The organism is Blastococcus sp. SYSU DS0617, assembly GCF_054051075.1.
Genome location: NZ_JBJHAO010000001.1, coordinates 356,575 through 375,464, shown reverse-complemented (window position 1 = coordinate 375,464; position 18,890 = coordinate 356,575). Strand labels below are relative to the sequence as shown.

General features: G+C 73.9%; 19 protein-coding genes and 1 tRNA gene. 4 read left to right on the top strand and 16 right to left on the bottom strand.

From position 1 onward, the window contains the following. Window positions 1-90 precede the first annotated feature (90 nt). On the top strand, window positions 91-699 hold the full coding sequence (locus ACI793_RS01810; protein WP_456604649.1) for a DUF1684 domain-containing protein: 609 nt from the start codon (window positions 91-93) through the stop codon (window positions 697-699). Window position 700: 1 nt separating this feature from the next. Here ACI793_RS01810 and ACI793_RS01805 read toward each other — a convergent pair whose 3' ends face one another. The 3 genes from ACI793_RS01805 to ACI793_RS01795 form a co-directional block, all read right to left on the bottom strand. Further along, complete coding sequence (locus ACI793_RS01805) at window positions 701-1,699, bottom strand: glycine betaine ABC transporter substrate-binding protein (protein ID WP_456604648.1); 999 nt, start codon at window positions 1,697-1,699, stop codon at window positions 701-703. Window positions 1,700-1,843: 144 nt separating this feature from the next. Continuing rightward, a complete protein-coding gene (locus ACI793_RS01800) occupies window positions 1,844-2,578 on the bottom strand; it encodes an ABC transporter permease (protein WP_456604647.1) in 735 nt (244 codons plus the stop codon). Continuing rightward, the gene (locus ACI793_RS01795; RefSeq protein WP_456604646.1) at window positions 2,575-3,240 is read right to left on the bottom strand and encodes an ABC transporter permease; all 666 of its coding nucleotides are present in this window, start codon (window positions 3,238-3,240) and stop codon (window positions 2,575-2,577) included. The genes ACI793_RS01800 and ACI793_RS01795 overlap by 4 nt, the downstream gene beginning before the upstream one ends. A gap of 59 nt (window positions 3,241-3,299) precedes the next feature. Here ACI793_RS01795 and ACI793_RS01790 point away from each other — a divergent pair, with 59 nt between their 5' ends. Then, window positions 3,300-4,496: an ABC transporter ATP-binding protein gene (locus tag ACI793_RS01790; protein ID WP_456604645.1), complete on the top strand. Its 1,197-nt coding sequence runs from the start codon at window positions 3,300-3,302 to the stop codon at window positions 4,494-4,496. Window positions 4,497-4,608: 112 nt separating this feature from the next. Here the strand turns inward: ACI793_RS01790 and ACI793_RS01785 are convergent, their stop codons facing one another. From ACI793_RS01785 to dacB, 10 genes are all read right to left on the bottom strand, one after another. Continuing rightward, the gene (locus ACI793_RS01785; RefSeq protein ID WP_456604644.1) at window positions 4,609-5,115 is read right to left on the bottom strand and encodes a DUF3180 domain-containing protein; all 507 of its coding nucleotides are present in this window, start codon (window positions 5,113-5,115) and stop codon (window positions 4,609-4,611) included. A 10-nt stretch (window positions 5,116-5,125) separates the two neighbouring features. Next, entirely contained in the window at window positions 5,126-5,626 is a 501-nt protein-coding gene (gene folK / locus ACI793_RS01780; RefSeq protein ID WP_456604643.1) for a 2-amino-4-hydroxy-6-hydroxymethyldihydropteridine diphosphokinase, read from the bottom strand. Next, window positions 5,623-6,009, bottom strand: coding sequence for a dihydroneopterin aldolase (gene folB / locus ACI793_RS01775; protein WP_456604642.1), 387 nt, complete (start codon window positions 6,007-6,009; stop codon window positions 5,623-5,625). The genes folK and folB overlap by 4 nt, the downstream gene beginning before the upstream one ends. Further along, entirely contained in the window at window positions 6,002-6,850 is an 849-nt protein-coding gene (folP, locus tag ACI793_RS01770) for a dihydropteroate synthase (protein ID WP_456604641.1), read from the bottom strand. The genes folB and folP overlap by 8 nt, the downstream gene beginning before the upstream one ends. A gap of 11 nt (window positions 6,851-6,861) precedes the next feature. Next, a complete protein-coding gene (gene folE / locus ACI793_RS01765; RefSeq protein WP_456604640.1) occupies window positions 6,862-7,479 on the bottom strand; it encodes a GTP cyclohydrolase I FolE in 618 nt (205 codons plus the stop codon). A 25-nt stretch (window positions 7,480-7,504) separates the two neighbouring features. Then, the gene (ftsH, locus tag ACI793_RS01760; RefSeq protein WP_456604639.1) at window positions 7,505-9,484 is read right to left on the bottom strand and encodes an ATP-dependent zinc metalloprotease FtsH; all 1,980 of its coding nucleotides are present in this window, start codon (window positions 9,482-9,484) and stop codon (window positions 7,505-7,507) included. Between the two features lie 398 nt (window positions 9,485-9,882). Continuing rightward, a complete protein-coding gene (gene hpt / locus ACI793_RS01755; RefSeq protein ID WP_456604638.1) occupies window positions 9,883-10,467 on the bottom strand; it encodes a hypoxanthine phosphoribosyltransferase in 585 nt (194 codons plus the stop codon). Next, complete coding sequence (gene tilS / locus ACI793_RS01750; protein ID WP_456604637.1) at window positions 10,464-11,486, bottom strand: tRNA lysidine(34) synthetase TilS; 1,023 nt, start codon at window positions 11,484-11,486, stop codon at window positions 10,464-10,466. Before tilS ends, hpt begins: the two co-directional genes overlap by 4 nt. A gap of 2 nt (window positions 11,487-11,488) precedes the next feature. Further along, window positions 11,489-12,571 (bottom strand): zinc-dependent metalloprotease, encoded by a 1,083-nt coding sequence (locus ACI793_RS01745; protein WP_456604636.1) that lies wholly within the window; start codon window positions 12,569-12,571, stop codon window positions 11,489-11,491. Between the two features lie 52 nt (window positions 12,572-12,623). Beyond that, the gene (gene dacB / locus ACI793_RS01740) at window positions 12,624-14,048 is read right to left on the bottom strand and encodes a D-alanyl-D-alanine carboxypeptidase/D-alanyl-D-alanine endopeptidase (protein WP_456604635.1); all 1,425 of its coding nucleotides are present in this window, start codon (window positions 14,046-14,048) and stop codon (window positions 12,624-12,626) included. A gap of 57 nt (window positions 14,049-14,105) precedes the next feature. Here dacB and ACI793_RS01735 point away from each other — a divergent pair, with 57 nt between their 5' ends. Together ACI793_RS01735 and ACI793_RS01730 are read left to right on the top strand one after the other, a co-directional pair. Then, window positions 14,106-14,600, top strand: a complete 495-nt coding sequence (locus tag ACI793_RS01735; protein ID WP_456604634.1) for an inorganic diphosphatase — start codon at window positions 14,106-14,108, stop codon at window positions 14,598-14,600. Between the two features lie 121 nt (window positions 14,601-14,721). After that, complete coding sequence (locus tag ACI793_RS01730) at window positions 14,722-15,189, top strand: hypothetical protein (protein WP_456604633.1); 468 nt, start codon at window positions 14,722-14,724, stop codon at window positions 15,187-15,189. A 3-nt stretch (window positions 15,190-15,192) separates the two neighbouring features. On the opposite strand, the gene ACI793_RS01725 is transcribed toward ACI793_RS01730, so the two are convergent. The 3 genes from ACI793_RS01725 to tmk form a co-directional block, all read right to left on the bottom strand. After that, window positions 15,193-15,265 (bottom strand) — tRNA-Thr (locus tag ACI793_RS01725). Window positions 15,266-15,322: 57 nt separating this feature from the next. Further along, a complete protein-coding gene (locus ACI793_RS01720; protein WP_456604632.1) occupies window positions 15,323-16,498 on the bottom strand; it encodes a DNA polymerase III subunit delta' in 1,176 nt (391 codons plus the stop codon). Next, window positions 16,495-18,708: a dTMP kinase gene (gene tmk / locus ACI793_RS01715; RefSeq protein ID WP_456604631.1), complete on the bottom strand. Its 2,214-nt coding sequence runs from the start codon at window positions 18,706-18,708 to the stop codon at window positions 16,495-16,497. The genes ACI793_RS01720 and tmk overlap by 4 nt, the downstream gene beginning before the upstream one ends. Window positions 18,709-18,890 lie beyond the last annotated feature (182 nt).

Sequence of the window (18,890 nt, the reverse complement as noted above, 5' to 3'; positions counted from 1 at the left end):
ACCAAGAGTAGCGGCGCGCGACCCTCTGTCCCACTCTCCGAGGGCCGACGTCGCGGTCGTCCCGTCGCCCGTTGCTGCGACAGTGGGCGGGTGACCTTGTCGCTGCTGGACTGGCGCCGCCGCACCGCCGCGCTCTACGCCGCCGCCCGCTCGGCCACCGACCCGGAGGTGGGCTGGCGGACCTGGCGGGACGGGCGGGACGAGCTGTTCGCGACCCACCCCGACTCACCGCTGGACGACACCGCGCGCGGGGGGTTCCGCGGGCTGCCGTTCTCCGCCTACGACCCGGCGCTGCGGTTCGAGCCGGTCCTGGAGGCCGCTCCCCCGGGTCGGCTGGAGATCCCCACCGCCGCCGACGGCAGCGTGCCGCTGGAGCGGATCGGTGCGGTGACGCTGCCGGGCCTGGGCCGGCTGGACGTGTGGTGGGTCGCGCTCTACGGCGGTGGGGTGTTCCTGCCGCTGCGCGACGGGACGGCGGGCCGTACGACCTACGGCGGCGGCCGCTACCTGCTGGACACCGTCAAGGGCGCCGATCTCGGCGCGGACGGCGACCGGCTGGTGGTCGACCTGAACCTCGCGTACCACCCGTCGTGCGCCTACGACCCGCGCTGGTCGTGCCCACTGGCGCCCGAGGGCAACCGGGTCGAGGAACCGGTCGCCGCCGGGGAGCAGCTGCCCCCCGGCGGCGGTTGGTACTGACTCAGCCCTGGGCGAGCGCGCCGTCGGAGCTGAACACCAGGCCGATCGAGATCTCACCCTGCTGGATGGCCGCCTTGGTCAGCGGGCCGCCGGGGTCGAGCTCGCGGAAGCTCTCGAACTCCAGCCCGTAGGTCTCCTCGAGACCCGGCTGGCAGAACGGCCGGGTCGGGCACTCGGTGGGCCCGCCCAGGATCAGCGACCCGTCGTCGCAGGCCTCGGCCAGCTCGGAGAGGGTGCTGACCCCCAGCTCGTCGGCGAATGCCTGGGTCACGGCGAAGGCGTTCTGGTCGGCGGCTTCCGACGGCTCGCCGAACACCAGCCCGTTGGCCTCGGCCAGCGGCTGGAGGGCGGCCAGCGTCTCGTCCACGTCGGGGGAGGCCACCTGGGTGGCGTCGTCGCCCTCGAGGAACTCGGTCACGGTGGAGAGGTACTCCGGGAACACCTGGATCTGCCCGTCCTGCAGGGCCTGCAGGTAGAGCTCCCGGCTGCCCACCTCCTGGACCGAGGCGTCGAAGCCCGCAGCCGTGAGGACGTCGGCGTAGATGGTCGCGAGCACGGTGGACTCGGTGAAGTTGCCGCCGCCCACGACGATCGCGCCGCTGCCCTGCTGCAGCCCGTCGGTGACGCCGTTCTCCTCGACCCAGGTCGCGGCCACCTCCTCGGCGCTCTGCCGCTGGACGTCCACCGCGGCGTTGAGCTCGATCAGCTCCTCGGTGGTCAGCGCCTCGGACACCGCGTTCAGCGCCGGCAGCAGCGCCGGGTTCGCCTCGGCGGTGGCCGCGTTGACCGCCGGGATGATGTTGTCCGCGTTCTGCAGGTTCTGGTCGTCCTCGAGGACCACCAGCTGGTCGTCCTCCATGGGGGCGCAGGCCTCGCCGGAGGCCGTACCGCCGCCGCCACTGCCGCCGTCGTCGGAACCGGAGGAGCCGGACTCCCCGCAGCCGGCGGTGAGCGCCACCACCATCGCGAGAGGAGCTACGACCCGGATACGCGTGCGCATGTGCCCGCCTTCTGTGTCCCGTGGCTGCCCTGTTGCAACCACGCGTGTCTGGCGGGAGAACTCCCGCAGCCCTGATCGAACCGCTCCGTTGCGCGCAACGCAATCCGATTCCGCGTCTCGCCGTCGAACCGTGACACCCCCAGGTCAGAGCGGGACGCCGCTCGCCGTCGGTTCGGGCACTCCTGCCGACGTGCGCTCGCGGAGCCGGGCGAACGGCCGTCGCCTCGGGCCGGGGGTGACCGCCCGCGTGACGAGCACCAGGGCGAGCTCGGTGAGCAGTGCGAGGGCGGCGATGAGAACCGCCCCGGCGATGATCTGGCCGTAGTCCTGCTGGCCGAAGCCGAGGTTCACGATCCGGCCCAGCCCACCGCCCCCGACGAGGGCGGCCAGTCCCGCGGTGGCCACGACCTGCACCGCCGCCGTCCGCAGGCCGGTCATGACCAGGGGGAGGGCGAGCGGGAACTCGACCCGGCCGACCACCTGCCACCGGCTCATGCCCATGCCCCGCGCTGCCTCCCGGACGTCGGCATCGACGCCGCGGAACCCGACGAACGTGTTGGTCAGGATGGGCGGGACCGCGAAGACGGCCAGGGCGATGGTCGTCGCCTCGTTGCCGAACCCGATGGGGCTGACGGCGAACAGCGTCAGCAGGGCGAGGGTCGGGACCGCACGGCTGACGTTGGACAGGACGACGACGATGCCGCTCCCCCGGCCCGAGGTGGCCAGCCCGATCGCGACGGGCACGGCGAGCACGAGGGCAGCGAGCACCGCGACGGCGGAGATCGCCAGGTGCTCGCGGAGCAGCTCCAGGATCCCCCCGCGGCGGGTCCAGTTGAGCGGGTCGTTCAGGTAGACCAGCGCGTCGGAGAAGCCGGTCATGACCGCACCGCCCGAGCCCAGGGGGTGAGCAGCCGCTCGACGCCGGCCAGCAGCACGTCGGCGACGAGGGCGAGCAGCACGCAGGCGATCGCGCCGGTGACGATCTCGGCCCGGTAGAAGTTGGCGTTGAACCCACCGTAGATGAGCTGTCCGAGGCCGCCGTGGCCGACCAGCACGCCCACCGTCGTGAGCGCGACGGTCGAGACGGTGGCGATCCGCAGCCCGGCCATGAACGCAGGCAGCGCCAGCGGGAGGTCGATCTGCCAGAACTGGCGCAGGCTGCCGTACCCCATGCCGCGGGCCGCCTCGCGCACGTCGGCGGGCACCCCCTGCAGGCCGACGAGGAAGTTGCGCACCAGGATCACCAGCGAGTACGCGGTCAGCCCGACGAGCACCGTGGTCGCCGACAGCCCGGTGAACGGGAAGATCAGCGCGAACATGGCCAGGGACGGGATCGTGTAGACGATCGTGGACAGGCCCAGGACGGCCCCGCCGAGCAGGCGGTGGCGGCGGGCGAGCAGGGCCAGCGGCAGCGCGATCGCCGCGCCGATGAGGACCGCGCCGATCGTGAGGCGCACGTGCTCGCCCAGGTACCGCAGAATGGTGTCCCAGTTGTCGGCCACGTAGGAGCCGTCGAACCACGGATTCGGTGCAGCCTCCACCGCGAGCAACGCATCCGCCCCCGCGCTCAGCACCGGGCGCCGTCCAGGAAGGCCACGACGTGGACGCTACTGCGCAGGCCGGTCGCCCGGCGAGTGCGAAGGACGCCGCCCCTGCAGTCGACATCCGGCTCGAGGGGATCAGCAAGGTCTACGCCGACGGCACCGTCGGCGTGGCCGAGCTCGACCTGACCTTCGCCGCCGGTGAGCTGACCGTGCTGGTGGGCCCGTCCGGGTGCGGCAAGACCACGACGATGAAGATGATCAACCGGCTCATCGAGCCGACGACCGGCCGGATCCTGCTCGGCGGTGAGGACGTCACCCGGGCCGATGCGCAGCAGCTGCGGCGGCGCATCGGCTACGTCATCCAGAGCATCGGACTCTTCCCGCACCAGTCGGTGCGCGCCAACGTCGGCACCGTGCCGCGGCTGCTCGGCTGGGACAAGGACCGCATCCGCACGCGGGTGGACGAGCTGCTGACCACCGTCGGGCTGGACCCCGCGGCCCACGGCGACCGCTACCCCGCGCAGCTGTCCGGGGGGCAGCGGCAGCGGGCCGGCGTCGCCCGCGCGCTGGCCGCCGATCCCCCCGTGCTGCTCGTCGACGAGCCGTTCTCCGCCGTCGACCCGGTGGTGCGCGAGCGCCTCCAGTCGGAGTTCCTGCGGCTGCAGCAGGCCGTCCGGAAGACGATCGTGTTCGTCACCCACGACATCGAGGAGGCCGTCCGGATCGGCGACCGGATCGCCGTGATGAGCCAGGGGGGCCGGGTCGAGCAGTACGCCACCCCCGCCGAACTGCTCGGCCGCCCGGCCAACGACTTCGTGGCCGACTTCGTGGGCGCGGACCGCGGCCTCAAGCGCCTCGCGGTCACCGGCATCGACCCGCGGGACCTGGAGCGGCCGCCGGTCGTGCACGTCGCCGACGGGCTGGCCGACGCCCGCGCCGCGCAGGAGCGCGCCGGCGCCCGCTGGGCCGTCGTCCTCGACGACGACGAGAAGCTGCACGGCTGGCTCTCGCTGGAGCGCACCGTCGGCGCCGGGACGGTCGGCTCCGCCGCCCGGCGGATGGAGGCGTGGGTGCCCGCCGACTCCTCGCTCAAGGCCGCGTTCGCCACGATGCTGCAGCACGAGGCCGGCTGGGTCGCGGTGCTCGACGGGGACCGCTTCCTCGGCGTCCTCACCCCCGAGTCGCTGCACGCCGCGCTGCGCCGCTCGGTCGAGGGCACCGTTCCCGAGACCGCGGGCGCGACGCTGGTCTGATCCGTGTCGTCCCGAGTGGGCCCCGGAGGGGTCCGCGCAGGGACGACGAAGCGGCTCAGCGGCACGGGGGACGGCTCGCGGCCGCGGTGTCGTCCGGAGGACGACGAGGTGCTCAGGCGCTGACGCCCTCGGTGGGCTCCTGGTCCTCCGGCGGGATGCGGCAGACCGACTCGAGCCAGAGCGCAGCGGCGACCAGGGCGAGGGAGCAGAGCACCCCGATCACCGCGGTGACCGTGTCGCTGCGTGCGTCCTGGACCCGGGCGGCGAGCGGACCCGCGTGCGCCAGAACCCCTGCCCACACGCCCGTGAAGACCGCGCCGACGTAGGCGCTGGCCTGGGCGAGCACCGCCACCCTCGCGACCAGCAGCGGCTCGACCGGGCGGGCAGCCCTCTCCCCCGCCCGCGGTGCGCGGCCCGCGCGCGCCGCGCGCTGGGCGGCCAGCCGGGCCCGCAGGGTGCGCGCACCGAGCGCCTCCACCAGGGCGAGCACCGCCAGTGACACCGGCAGCCACCAGTCCAGGGCGGGCAGTTCGCCGTACCAGGCGCGGACCAGCAGCCAGGCGGCCACGGCCAGCCCTCCGGCGAGGACGACGAGATCACGACGGCGCACCGGGGTCATCGGCGGCGGGTCACCCCTCGTGCCACGGGACGACGGCGGCGACCTCGGCGGGGTCCAGGGTCGCGACCAGGTCGCCGACGCGTCCGCGCCCGGGCAGCTCGGCGTCGGCGTCCACGGCCAGCCACGGCACGAGGACGAACGCCCGCTCGTGCGCCCGGGGGTGCGGCAGCGTCAGCTCCGGGTCATCGGCGAGCACGGGGTCCCCGTGCTTCCCCGTGACGGTCACGACGTCGACGTCGAGGGTGCGCGCACCCCAGCGGACCTCCCGCGTACGCCCGGCGGCCTGCTCCAGCTCGTGGGCACGGGCGAGCCAGCCCCGGGCGCTCCGGTCGCCCTCCAGGACGGCGACCGCGTTCAGGTACGGGGGCTGCTCGACCGGCCCCCAGGGTGGGGTCTCGTAGAGGCCGGAGTGCGCCAACGGGCCCTCCTCGGCCAGCGCGGCGAGGGCCGCGCGGACGGTGCCGGCCCGATCGCCGAGGTTGGCGCCCAGCGAGAGGACGACCCGGCTCATGCGCGCTCGCGCCGGATGCTCACGGTCACGTCGTCGAAGGGCACGCCCAGCTCGGCCTGCGGCTTGTGCACGGTGATCTCCACCGCCTCGACGAGCGGGTCGGCCAGGCAGACGTCGGCCAGCCGCTGGCACAGGGTCTCCAGCAGGTCGACCGGGTCGCCGGCCAGCACGTGGTGCAGCCGCTGGGCGAGGTCGGCGTAGTTGACCGTGAGCGCCAGGTCGTCGCCCGCCGCGGCGGGCGCGGTGTCCAGCTCGAGGACGGCGTCGACCGTGAAGATCTGCCCGCGCTCGCGCTCGAAGGCGTAGACGCCGTGGTGGGCGTGGGCCCGGACGCCGCGCAGCTCGATGCGGTCGGGACGGCGGGAAAGGGGGCGCTCAGCCACGACGGGCTCCTCGGGAAGCGCGGACGGCGTCCAGTGTGCGCAGCGCGTCCACCGACGCGCCGGCGTCGTGCACCCGCACGCCCCAGGCGCCGGCCTGGGCGGCCAGCACCGTCGTCGCCAGCGTCGCGGCGTCGCGCTCGTCGGCCGGCCTCGGGGCACCGTCGGCGCCGGCGAGCAGCCGGCCCAGGAACGTCTTGCGGGAGGCACCGACCAGCACCGGCAGGCCGAGTGCGGTCAGCCGGTCGAGCCCGGCCAGCAGCGCCCAGTTGTGCTCGGCGCGCTTGGCGAAGCCCAGTCCCGGGTCCAGGACCAGCTGCTCGGGGGCGACGCCCGCGGCCACGACGTCCTCGACCCGGGCGGTGAGCTCGGCGGTGACCTCGGTGACCACGTCGCCGTACTGCGCGGCCGCGTACATCTCCCGGCTGTGCCCGCGCCAGTGCATGAGCACCCACGGGACGCGGGCCTCGGCGACGAGGTCGGCCATGTTCTTGTCCGCCAGGCCGCCGCTGACGTCGTTGACCAGCTCCGCTCCGGCGGCCAGCGCCGCCTCGGCGACCTCGGCCCGGGTGGTGTCCACGCTGGTGCGCACGCCCGCCGCCGACAGTTCGCGGATCACCGGCACCACCCGGCTGCACTCCTCGCCGGCGTCGACGCGGTCGGCGCCGGGGCGGGTCGACTCCCCGCCGACGTCGACGTAGTCGGCCCCGGCCGCGTGCATGGCCAGGCCGTGCTCGATCGCCGTCGCCGGGTCGGAGAAGCAGCCGCCGTCGGAGAACGAGTCGGGCGTGACGTTGAGGACGCCCATCACCACGCACCGGCCAGGGCGGGGCAGCGGGATCACCGGGATCTCCCTCAGCGGCCCAGCACGAGGCTCATCGCCTCGGCGCGGGTCGCGGCGCTCTCGCGGAAGATCCCCCGGACCGCGGAGGTGACCGTGCTCGTGCCGGGCTTGCGGATCCCGCGCATGGCCATGCAGAGGTGCTCGGCCTCGATGACGACGATCACGCCCTGCGGCTTGAGGACGTCGTTCAGCGCGTCGGCGATCTGGCGGGTCAGCCGCTCCTGGACCTGGGGGCGGCGGGCGTAGACCTCGACCAGCCGGGCGACCTTCGACAGGCCGGTCACCCGGCCGTCGGCGCCCGGGATGTAGCCGACGTGCGCGACCCCGTGGAAGGGCACCAGGTGGTGCTCGCAGGTCGAGTACATCGCGATGTCCTTGACCAGCACGAGCTCGTCGTGGTTCTCGTCGAACGTCGTCGCCAGGATCTCGTAGGGGTCCTGCCAGAGCCCGGCGAAGGTCTCGGCGTAGGCGCGGGCGACTCGCGCAGGGGTGTCCTGCAGCCCGGGGCGGTCGGGGTCCTCCCCCACGGCCACCAGCAGCTCCCGGACGGCCGCCTCCGCGCGGGCGGAGTCGATCCGGTCGAACGCGGGCGCGACCTGGTCCTCGGGCTCGACCGGGATCTCACTCACGCGTGCCCCACGGCCGTCACCGGGCTCACCGCTGGACCGGCGCGCCGACGTCCCCGACCGGCATCGGGTCGCCACCGGCCGATCCGTTCTGGCCGGCCCGCTCCGACGGCGTGAGGACGGGGGGCTGGTCCGACGGCGTGCGCTTGCCGAAGCCGTTGTACGGGGCCAGCGAGGGACGCTTGGTGACCGGCGCGCAGATCCGCGCCATGTCCTCCTTGGACAGCGTCTCCTTCTCCATCAGCTCCAGGACGAGCTGGTCGAGGACGTGCCGGTGCTCGACCAGGATCTCCCAGGCCTCGTCGTGGGCGGCCTCGATCAGCGCCCGGATCTCGGCGTCGATGTCGGCGGCGACGGCCTCGGAGTAATCGGGCCCGGAGTGCATGTCCCGGCCCATGAACGGCTGGGCGTCACCGCTGCCGTACTTGACCGCACCGAGCTTGGCGCTCATGCCGTACTGGGTGACCATCGACCGGGCCATCGCGGTGGCCTTCTCGATGTCGTTCCCGGCACCGGTGGTGGGCTCGTGGAAGACCAGCTCCTCGGCCGCGCGCCCGCCGAGGGCGTAGGCCAGGGTGTCGATCATCTCCGACCGGGTCTGGGTGTACTTGTCCTCGGTCGGCAGCACCAGCGTGTGCCCCAGCGAGCGGCCGCGCGGCAGGATCGTGACCTTGTGCACCGGATCGAGGTTCGGCAGCGCGTGGGCGACGAGGGCGTGCCCGCCCTCGTGGTAGGCGGTCACCTTCTTCTCCTTCTCGCTCATCGCCCGCGTCTTGCGCTCGGGGCCGGCGATGACGCGGTCGATCGCCTCCTCGAGGGTCTCGTCGGTGATCAGCGAGCCGTTGTTGCGCGCGGTGAGCAGCGCGGCCTCGTTGAGCACGTTGGCGAGGTCGGCGCCGGTGAAGCCGGGGCTGCGGCGGGCGACGGTCTCCAGGTCGACGTCGGGCGCGAGCGGCTTGCCCTTGGCGTGCACCTCGAGAATCTTCTTGCGGCCCATCAGGTCGGGGCGGTCGACGGCGATCTGCCGGTCGAAGCGGCCCGGGCGCAGCAGCGCCGGGTCGAGGATGTCCGGCCGGTTGGTCGCGGCGATCATGATGACGCCGCCCTTGACGTCGAAGCCGTCCATCTCGACGAGCATCTGGTTCAGCGTCTGCTCGCGCTCGTCGTGCCCGCCGCCCGTTCCTGCGCCGCGGTGCCGGCCGACGGCGTCGATCTCGTCGACGAAGATGATCGCCGGGGCGTTCTCCTTGGCCTGGGTGAACAGGTCGCGGACGCGGCTGGCACCCACGCCGACGAACATCTCGACGAAGTCCGAACCGGAGATGGAGAAGAACGGCACGCCGGCCTCGCCGGCCACGGCGCGCGCGAGGAGCGTCTTGCCGGTTCCGGGCGGGCCGAACAGCAGCACGCCCTTGGGGATCTTCGCGCCCACGGCCTGGAACTTGACCGGGTTCTGCAGGAAGTCCTTGATCTCGTGCAGTTCCTCGATGGCCTCGTCGGCGCCGGCGACGTCGGAGAACGTCGTCTTCGGGGTGTCCTTGGTGACCTGCTTGGCCTTGGACTTGCCGAAGGCCATGACGCCGCGGCCGCCGCCCTGCATGGAGTTGAACAGCCAGAACAGCAGCAGCAGGATCAGCAGGATCGGGAGGAAGCTGATCAGCAGGCTGGCCAGCAGGCTGTCCTGGGTGACGTTGGTGTCGAACTCGGCGTCACCCTCGCCGGCACCGGAGGCGAGGTCGAAGATCTCGTCCTCGGCGCCGATCGGGTAGGAGGCGGTGATCTGCTCGCTGCCGTCGACGGCCTCGGCGAGGTCGAGGTCGACCGTCTGCTCGCGGTCGTTGATCGTGACGCTCTCGACGTTGTCCCCGCGCAGCTGCTCGAGCGCCACGGAGGTCGAGACCTCCTGGTACTCGCTGCCGCCGCGGAACAGGGAGGAGAGCGTGAGGGCCAGGAGGACGACGATGACGACCCAGAACCACACGGAGCGGTAGAACTTCTTACGTTCCATACACCGATGCCGGGCACCGGCGAGACCGGTCTGCCCGTCGACCCTCCTGATCGTCCGGTGACGCTGCCTGCGACCCGGGCAGGGCCCCCGGCGCTCCGTGCAGCGTCGTCGGGTCCGAAGGTACACCGGCGCACCTGTGCATTCCCTGGGCTTACGCCCTGACGAGTGGCCCGGTCGAGTGGGGCGGTCGCGGGGCCCGGAGGGTCCCCGACCGCGACACGGGGAGAGGCCGCGCGCGAGCCGGGACGCGACCGAGTCGCTGCCGCAGCGCGAGCCGCCCCGCGGGGGTCGTGCCGCGCGGCGGGGCCGCAGGCTCCCCGGGCGGTGCGACGGAGGGGCTCAGCGCAGGAGGGGAACGGCTCCTGGTGGCGGTCGTCGGCCCGGAGGGACGACAAGAGCTACGTGTACACCTCGGGCTTGAGGGTCGCGATGTAGGGCAGGTCGCGGTACCGCTCGGCGTAGTCGAGGCCGTAGCCGACGACGAACTCGTTGGGGATGTCGAAGCCGATGTACTTCACCGGCACCTCGACCTTGACCGCGTCGGGCTTGCGCAGCAGCGCGCAGACCTCCAGCGACGCCGGGGAGCGGCCGCCGAGGTTCTTGAGCAGCCAGGAGAGCGTGAGCCCGGAGTCGATGATGTCCTCGAGCACCAGCACGTGCTTGTCGGTGATGTCGCGGTCGAGGTCCTTGAGGATGCGCACCACGCCGGAGGAACTGGTGGCCGAGCCGTAGGAGGAGACGGCCATGAACTCCATCTGCGTCGGCAGCTGCAGCGCCCGGGCGAAGTCGCTCATGAACAGCACCGCACCCTTGAGGACACCGACGAGGAGCACTTCCCTGCCCGCGTAGTCGTCGGCGATCTGGGCGGCGAGCTCGCCGATCTTGGCCTGGATCTGCTCCTCGCTCAGGAGCACGTGGTCGATGTCGGGTCCGTAGCCGTGGTCGGGGCCGAGGGCCCCGGTGCTGGTCGCAGACTCGCTCACGCGTCGGGCTCCTCGCGGTCGTGTGGTGCAGGGGGCGGGCCGCCGTCGTCGCGCACGGACACCAGCCTCAGGGTGCCAGACGCCCGGACGACGCCGGCGCCGCCCGGCAGGTCGACCCGGCCCTGCCCCCGCCAGCGCACCAGCAGCGCATCGACGGCGTCCAGGTGCACCGCCTGCAGGTCCGGGACCCCCGCAGCGCGCAGCCACCCCCGGAGCACCCTCGTGCGCAGCGCCGCCGGCAGCTCGGCGACGGGTGCGGCGGGCAGCCCGTCGTCGCAGCTCAGCGCGTCGAGGTGCTCGGCAGCCGAGGCGTCGAGCGCGTCGAGGTCCGCCCGCAGCAGCGCGGCGGTGCGGGCCAGGGCCGGCGCGACCCCACCGCCGAGCACCTGCTCCAGCAGCGGCAGCACCTCGGTCCGCAGGCGCACGCGGGTGTAGGCGGGATCACCGTTCCACGGGTCGTCCCAGACGGCCAGACCCTGGGCTGCGCAGGCGGCCCGCGTCGTCGCCCGCCGGACGCCCAGCAGCGGGCGCCACCAGGCGGTGCCGGCGGTGCGGCGGTGCTCGACCATGCCGGCCACCGAGCGGGGGCCGGAGCCCCGGCCCAGGCCGAGCAGCACCGTCTCGGCCTGGTCGTCGAGCGTGTGCCCCAGCGTCACCCGCGCGTCGTGCTCGGCGGCGGCGTGGGCGAGGGCGGCGTACCGGGCGGTGCGCGCCGCGCCCTCCGGCCCGCCGTCCGCCCCGACGTCGACCCGGACGACGAGCACGGGCGCGAGACCGAGGTCCCGCAGCACCGCGGCGGTCTGCTGCGCACGCTCCGCCGAGCCGGCCTGCAGCCCGTGGTCGACCGTGACGGCGCCGGCCGGCACCCCGGCACGGGGCGCCTCGAACGCGACGGCGGCCGCCAGCGCCAGGGAGTCGACTCCCCCGCTGCAGGCGACGAGCACCGGCCGGCCGTCCGCGGTCAGGCCCGGACGGACGGCGCTGCGCACCTGCGCGACCGCCGGATCGGGACCGGCCACGCTCAGGCGGGGATGGCCGGGCGCCCCAGCACCCGCTCGACCCAGCGCTCCGGAGCGGTGAGCTCCTCGATGAGCGGCAGGTTCTCCGGCCGTGCCCACACCTGGTTGAAGCCGTCCATCCCGGCCCGGTCGATCACCCCGCCGACGAACACCCGCCCGTCGGCGTACTGCTTCATCTTCTGCTCGAGCCCGAGGAGCCGGCGCAGCACGCGGTCGATCGGCCCCCGGCCCTTGCGGCGCTGGGCGAACCGCTTGCGCAGCGTGCGCACCGTCGGCACGACGTCCGGCCCGACGCCGTCCATCACGTACTCGGCGTGCCCCTCGACCAGGCTCATCACGGCGGTGATCCGGTCGAGCACCGCGCGCTGGCGCGGGTCCTTGATCAGCGCCATGAGGCCCTCGGACTCACCGTCGTCCCCGCGCACCGCGTCGGTGAGGCCGCGCAGCACGTCCTGAAGGCGCTCGCGCAGGACGTCGGTGGTGAGGTCGGTGGCCGCGACGAACTCCTCGATCTGGCTCTCGAGGTAGGTGCGCAGCCACGGCACGGCGGTGAACTGCAGTTGGTGGGTGACCTCGTGCAGGCACACCCAGAGCCGGAAGTCCGACGGGTCGACGCCCAGCTTCTGCTCGGTCGCCACGATGTTGGGGGCGACGAGGAGCAGCCGCCCGCCGGTGCCGAACACCTCGTACTGGCCGAGGACGCGGGAGCTGAGGAACGCCAGGACGCCGCCGGCCTGGATGCCGGTCGCCCGGGAGCCGATGGCCGTGGCCAGGGCACCGGGCCGGTTGCCGGTCCGCTCGGCCAGCGCGTCGACGAGCGGATCGAGCAGCGCGGCCATGCCGCGGGCGTTGGCGTCGACCCAGCCGGGACGGTCGACGACGGCGACCTCGGGCGGCGCACCTCCGGGTACGGCGGTCATCCCGGTCAGGCGCTCGACGTGCGCGACGGCGACGGCCGCGGCCTCGTGCAGCTCGCGGACGACGGCCGCGGCGTCCTCACGGGTGGTCCGCGGACCGGGCCCGGCGAGGCGGCGGGCGGTGCGGCCGGCGAGGTCCCAGTCGACCATCGAGGAGGCGCTGCTCATCGCCTCACCGTACCCGCGGGCACCGACGCGGCCCGGGCCACGAGAAGGGCGGTCAGCTGCAGCCGCAGGCGGCCAGCGCCGCGGCGACGTCGTCGAGGGCCGCCTCGGCACGGGCCTCGCTGTCCGACCCGTTCGCGATGACGGCGAAGGCCAGGAGCCGGCCCTCCGCGGTCACCGCGGTGCCGGCGAGGGCGTGCACCCCCATCAGCGTGCCCGTCTTCGCCCGGACGACGCCCGGGGCGGTGTCGGCGTCCCCCCGGTCGAACAGCGTGCCGTCGTAGCCGGCCACCGGCAGGCCGGACAGCATCGCGGACGCGTCCTCCAGCGAGCCGTCCGCCGCACCGGCCACGAGATCGGTGAGGACCCCGGCCGGCACCTGGTCCAGCCGGGAGAGCCCGCTGCCGTCGGCGAGGCTGACACCGGTGGTGTCGACGCCGGCGTCGGCGAGCGCGCCCACGACCGCGTCGGCCCCGCCCTCGAAGGAGGCGGGCAGGTCGCGGGCCAGCGCCACCTGACGGGCCAGCGCCTCGGCGAGCACGTTGTCCGACATCGACAGCGCCTGCTCCACCAGCCGGGCGATCGGCGCGGACTCGACCGCGGCGAGCTGCTCCGCGCCGGCGGGTGCCTCCCCGAGGACCACGGTGGCGTTCGGCGCCCCGAGGGCGTCGGCGAGGGCGACCCCGGCGTCGATCCCGGGCTGGCCGCTGCGGGCCTGCGAGCCGGGACTCACGCGAGCTCCGTCCACGGCCGTCGCCGTGACCGGTGCGGCGTAGCTCGACGGCGCGTCGGACGCCCCCCAGCCCTGGGCGGTCAGCGGGCCGGTGAACAGCGAGCTGTCGACGACCACCCGGGTGACCGAGGTGCCCGGCGGCAGGGCCGCGACGACCTGCGCAGCGAGGTCGGCGACCGTGGCGGCACCGGGATAGCTCTGCGACGGCGAGGTGCGCGACAGCGTGGGGTCGCCGCCGCCGACGAGGACGACCTCGCCGGGTGCCGAGCCGGCCACGACTTTCGTGGTGAGGGTCTGCGCGGGATCCAGCGCGGTGAGCGCGGCCGCCGCGGTGAGCAGCTTCGCGGTGGACGCCGGCACGGCCGGGGCGTCCGCGTCGAGATCGAGCAGGACCTCACCGGTCTGCACGTCGACGACCTCGGCGGAGACGCCGCCGCCCAGGCCCGGGTCCGCCAGCAGCGGACCGAGCGTCGCGGCCAGGACCGCCGGCTCGGGGGCGGGGGCCGCGGAGTCGAGCGAGGCGAGCACGGGTTCGGCCGCGCCGAGCTCGGGGAGGACCGCGTCGGAGACGGTCACCGTCTCACCGCCGGCGGTCTCGTCCCCGCTGCCGTCCAGCACACCAGCGAGGGCGAGGCCACCGCCGACGAGCACCAGGACCAGCGCGATGACGCCCAGTGCGATGCGCCGACGGAACCGTCCGGTCTTGGCTGTGACGATCGTCGAACCACTCGACGCGATGCTGCCCACCCCCCAGAAAGTGACCTCCGCGGATCGCGCGGAGACACCATGGGCCAGACTAGGCGGGTGCAGTTCGACGTGACGGTAGAAATCCCGAAGGGCCAGCGGAACAAGTACGAGCTGGACCATGCCACCGGACGCATCCGATTGGACCGGATGCTGTTCACCTCCACCCGCTACCCGGCGGACTACGGCTACATCGAGAGCACCCTGGGACAGGACGGCGACCCGCTCGACGCCCTGGTGCTGCTCGAGGAGCCGACGTTCCCCGGGTGCCTGATCACGTGCCGGGCCATCGGCATGTTCCGCATGACCGACGAGGCCGGCGGGGACGACAAGGTCCTCACGGTCCCGGCGACCGACCCGCGGATGTCCCACCTCAAGGACATCACCGACGTGTCGGAGTTCGACCGCCTGGAGATCCAGCACTTCTTCGAGACCTACAAGGACCTCGAGCCGGGCAAGTCGGTCGAGGGCGCCAACTGGGTCGGCCGCGAAGAGGCCGAGGCGGAGATCATCGCCTCGCTCGAGCGCGCCAAGAACGAGTCCCCCGCTCACTGACTCCCCCGGGTCCTCCGGGCCCCGGACGTCGCCGAGCACACCTGACGGCGGCACGCCACTCCTGACGGCGTGCCGCCGTCAGCCATGTCCTGGGACAGCGCAGCGCTGGCAGGCTGCCCGCATGACCGAACCACCGGACCGCGCGTACACCAGCGAGCTGCGCCTGCAGTTCGGTGCTACGGACCCCGATCCCGAGCCACCGTCGGTGACCGACGCGACCGATGCGGCGCTGTCCCGGCTGCGCGACGAGGTGGTGCTGCCCGTGGCACGCAGCATCCTGCGCGACGGCGAGACGGTCAGCGCCCGGCTGCGGCTGGTGGACGACGACGCACCGGCCGACATCTGGCTGCAGATGACGGTCGGGGACGACGTCTTCGCGCTGCTGCTGAGCAGCGCCTCGTGGGAGGGCGTCGAGCGTGCCGGCGACGACCAGCTGGCGCAGCGACTGGCCGACGCCCTCGAGGACTGGGTGCCGGAGACCTCTTTCGGCTGGGGCGAGCAACGCCGCGCCGACCCGAGGGCGCACCGGCGGCCCGGGCCCCGGAACGACGCAGCGGGCCCGTCCCGGAGGACGGACCCGCTGCGGTGAGTGAGCCGCCTGTCGGAATCGAACCGACGACCTTCTCATTACGAGTGAGATGCTCTACCGACTGAGCTAAGGCGGCGGACGTGCCGACACAGACTACGGCACCCTCGCAGCGCTCCGGCGCAGGGGCGGGGCGTCACGCGGGCAGTCGCAGCGCCACGGTCAGCGCCTCCAGCGCGATCTGCGGCTTGACGTTCTGCTCCAGCGCCGTGCGGCACTCGAGGATGGCGTCGATCCGCCGCAGCGCCCCCTCGGCACCGATGAGCCGGGCCAGCTGGTCGGCGTCGGCGCGGCGGTCGGGGTGGTTGAGCGGCAGCTCCCCCGCGGGCGCCGACGCCAGCACCAGCGCGTCCCGGTAGAGGCCGGCCAGGTCGACCAGCGCGCGGTCGAGGGAGTCCCGGCCGATGCGGGTGGCCCGCGACTTCTGCCGGCGCTCCAGCTCCTTGAGCTGACCGGCGCTCCCCCGGCTCGCCGCGACCACGCCGGGACCGCGGGCGCCCACGCCGAGGCTGTTCTTCAGGGCGTCGGTCTCGGCGCCGTCGAGGACCTCGGTCGCGGCCTCGGTCTCCTCCTTGGCCGCACCGACGAGGTCGTCGGCGGCGTCCAGGCAGGCGGCCAGGGACACCAGCCGCAGCGGGACGTCGAGCACCGCCTTGCGGGCCAGCCGCGCCTCCTCGTCCCGCGCCAGCCGGCGAGCCCGGCCCACGTGACCACCGGACGCCGCGGCCGACCAGGAGGCCAGCGCCGGGTCGACGCCGTCGCGGACCAGCACGTCGGCGATCGCGGGAACCGTCGGCGTCCGCAGCGCGACCACCCGGCAGCGGGACCGGATGGTCACCGGGACGTCCTCGGGGTGCAGGCTCGGCGCGCACAGCATGACGACGGTGCGGGGCGGGGGCTCCTCGATCATCTTGAGGACGGCGTTGGACGCTGACTCGCTCATCCGGTCGGCGTCCTCGACGATGATCATCTGCCAGCGACCCTGCGACGGCGAGCGACCGGCCACGCGGACCAGCTCGCGCGCCTCGTTGACTCCGATCGAGAGCCCGTCCGGGACGATCACGTTGACGTCGGCGTGCGTGCCGGCCAGCACGGTCCGGCACTCGTGGCAGGTGCCGTCGCCGCCCGCGGGGCACTGCAGCGCGGCCGCGAACGCCCGCGCGGCGACCGAGCGCCCGGATCCGGGCGGTCCGGTGAACAGCCAGGCGTGCGTCATCGCGGCCGGGTCGTCGACCGCGGCCCGCAGCTCGTGCACCACCGCGGGCTGGCCGATGACCCGCGCCCACACCCCCTCGTCCGCCGCGACGCTCATGGGTGCAGCTGGGGGGTCGCGCCGGTCTGGGCGTGCGGATGGCGCTGCACGGGCGTCGTCGCCGTACCCGGCGCCCCCGCCTGCTGCGGGAGCGTCTGCAGGGGCAGGCCCGACAGCAGGTCGGTGACCCGCACCCGGATGGCGGCGGCCAGCTCGTCCGCGGGCCGGGTGGCGTCCAGGACGAGGTAGCGGTCGGGGTCGCCCTCCGCGAGCACCCGGAAGGTCTGCCGCACCCGCTGGTGGAACTCCAGGGACTCCGACTCCATCCGGTCGGCCACCGACCGCCCACGGGCCCGGGCCAGGCCGGTCTCCGGCGGCAGGTCCAGCAGCACGGTGAGGTCGGGTTCCAGCCCACCGGTGGCCCACCGGGAGAGCATCCGGACGTCGTCCAGCGGGATCGTCCGGCCCGCGCCCTGGTAGGCCAGCGAGCTGTCCACGAAGCGGTCGGTGATGACCACCTCGCCGGACTCGAGGGCCGGCCGGAGGACGTCGTGCACGTGCTGGGCCCGGTCGGCGGCGTACAGCAGCGCCTCCGAACGTGGGGAGATGGCCGTGTGCGAACGGTCCAGCAGGATCGCGCGGATGCCCGCGCCCGACGCGGTCGCGCCCGGCTCGAACGTCGTCCGTGCCACCAGCCCCTCGTTGGTCAGCCACTCCTGCAGCCGCTTGACCTGGGTGGACTTGCCGGCGCCCTCACCACCCTCGAAGGCGATCAGCACGCCGCCCCCGGCCAGCCGCCGTCGGGCGGTGGTGTCCCGGCGCAGCGCGGTGACGACGTCGGCCAGCAGCGGCACGGGCCGGCCGTCGTCCATCTGCCGGTAGGCAAGCACGCCCACACCGACGGCCAGCAGCCCGGCCACGAGCAGCATGACCCGCTCCCCGGTGACCGGAAGGGTGACGGCGCCGAGGTCCACCGAGTGCCGGCCGATCAGGCCCACCCCGAACGGCACGACCGCCAGCGACAGGATCAGCGCCGCCCGGACCAGCGACTGCACGATCGCGAAGGTGCGGCCGCGCACGTCGTCCTGGACCTCGGTGCCCAGCAACGTGAAGCCGGCGAGGTAGGCGATGCCGGCGAAGAAGCCCATGAGCACGACCAGGACCAGCGCGAACCACAGCGTCAGCGTCCACGCCATGAGCACGACCATGACGCCGGCGGCGACGATGGCCAGGCCGAAGATCCGCTCGCGCGCCAGGTCGTGCGCCACGCTGGGCCCCAGCGCGATGCCCAGCCCCAGCCCGATGAACACGGCGCCGAACAGCAGGCCGTAGGCGGCCTCGCCGCCGCCGAGCGCGTTCGCGTACGCCTGCCCGGTCGCGATGATCACACCGGCCGCGACGAAGGCCCCGGTGATGCCCACGACCAGGCCCCGGACCAGCGGGGTGTGCCCGGCGAAGGAGAAGCCGTGCCTCAGCGAGCCCAGGAAGCTCTCCTGCTCGGTCGTGGCGTCCGCCGCCCGGCGGCCGCTGATCGAGGGCAGGTTCCAGATGACGAACGCGGCGACGAGGAAGGTCAGCGCGTTCAGGTAGAGCGCGACGTCGACCTGGTCGACGGCCGGGAAGAGCGACTGCAGGCGCCCGCCGGTGGAGTTGAGCAGCGCGAACACGATCGCGGCCAGCACCGGGGTCAGCCCGTACGTGGTGACCAGGGAGAGCTGGTTGGCCGGCTCCAGCTGGTCCTTGCGCAGCATGTTGGGGACGGCGGCGTCCTTGGCCGGGATCCAGAACAGGCTGAACGCCTCGATGAGGAACTGCGCGATGAACAGCCACACGAGGGTGTCCACGATGGGGATGGATGCGAACAGCCCGAAGCGGATGACGTCGGTGACCACCATCGTCTTGCGGCGGTCGAACCGGTCGGCGAAGGCGCCGGCCAGCGGCCCCAGCACGATCGCCGGCAGCAGGCGGAACAGCAGCACGCCCCCGAGCGCGAAGTTGGCCGCCGCGAAGCCGTCCACGAGTGACGTGGCGGTCGCCGTGATGGCCAGCAGCCCCAGCCAGTCACCGAAGCTGGACAGCGACATCGACAGCCACAGCTTGCGGAAGTCGCGCACCCGCAGCACGGCCCGGATCCTGGCGACCAGACCCACCGACGCCACCCCGCCCGACGGCGGACCGTCCGCGTCGCGCTCCGTCCCGGCGGCGGTGGGCGAGGGGCCCGGCCGGTCGGCGTCGACCTCGCCGAGCGGCACGGCCGCGTCCGCGGGCACGGGCGTGTTCGCCGGCGGCAGCCCGTCGGGCGGAGGCGTGGTCCCCTCGTCGGGTGCCGCCGGCTCCTCGCGCGGCGGCACCGGAGGCGTCGGGTCGGACTGGATCTCGGCTCCCCTGGTCGTGGGAACGGGGGCGGAGGCCGGCCCCCAGCGGGGTCACGGTACCGGCCGCCGCCGACGAA

Excerpts from the sequence above, each read along its gene's own strand:
- ACI793_RS01745 (WP_456604636.1), bottom strand. The coding sequence starts at position 12,571 with ATGAGCAGCGCCTCCTCGATGGTCGACTGGGACCTCGCCGGCCGCACC.
- ACI793_RS01730 (WP_456604633.1), top strand. The coding sequence starts at position 14,722 with ATGACCGAACCACCGGACCGCGCGTACACCAGCGAGCTGCGCCTGCAG.
- ACI793_RS01785 (WP_456604644.1), bottom strand. The coding sequence starts at position 5,115 with ATGACCCCGGTGCGCCGTCGTGATCTCGTCGTCCTCGCCGGAGGGCTG.
- ACI793_RS01720 (WP_456604632.1), bottom strand. The coding sequence starts at position 16,498 with ATGAGCGTCGCGGCGGACGAGGGGGTGTGGGCGCGGGTCATCGGCCAG.
- ACI793_RS01800 (WP_456604647.1), bottom strand. The coding sequence starts at position 2,578 with ATGACCGGCTTCTCCGACGCGCTGGTCTACCTGAACGACCCGCTCAAC.
- ACI793_RS01805 (WP_456604648.1), bottom strand. The coding sequence starts at position 1,699 with ATGCGCACGCGTATCCGGGTCGTAGCTCCTCTCGCGATGGTGGTGGCG.
- folK (WP_456604643.1), bottom strand. The coding sequence starts at position 5,626 with ATGAGCCGGGTCGTCCTCTCGCTGGGCGCCAACCTCGGCGATCGGGCC.
- ftsH (WP_456604639.1), bottom strand. The coding sequence starts at position 9,484 with ATGGAACGTAAGAAGTTCTACCGCTCCGTGTGGTTCTGGGTCGTCATC.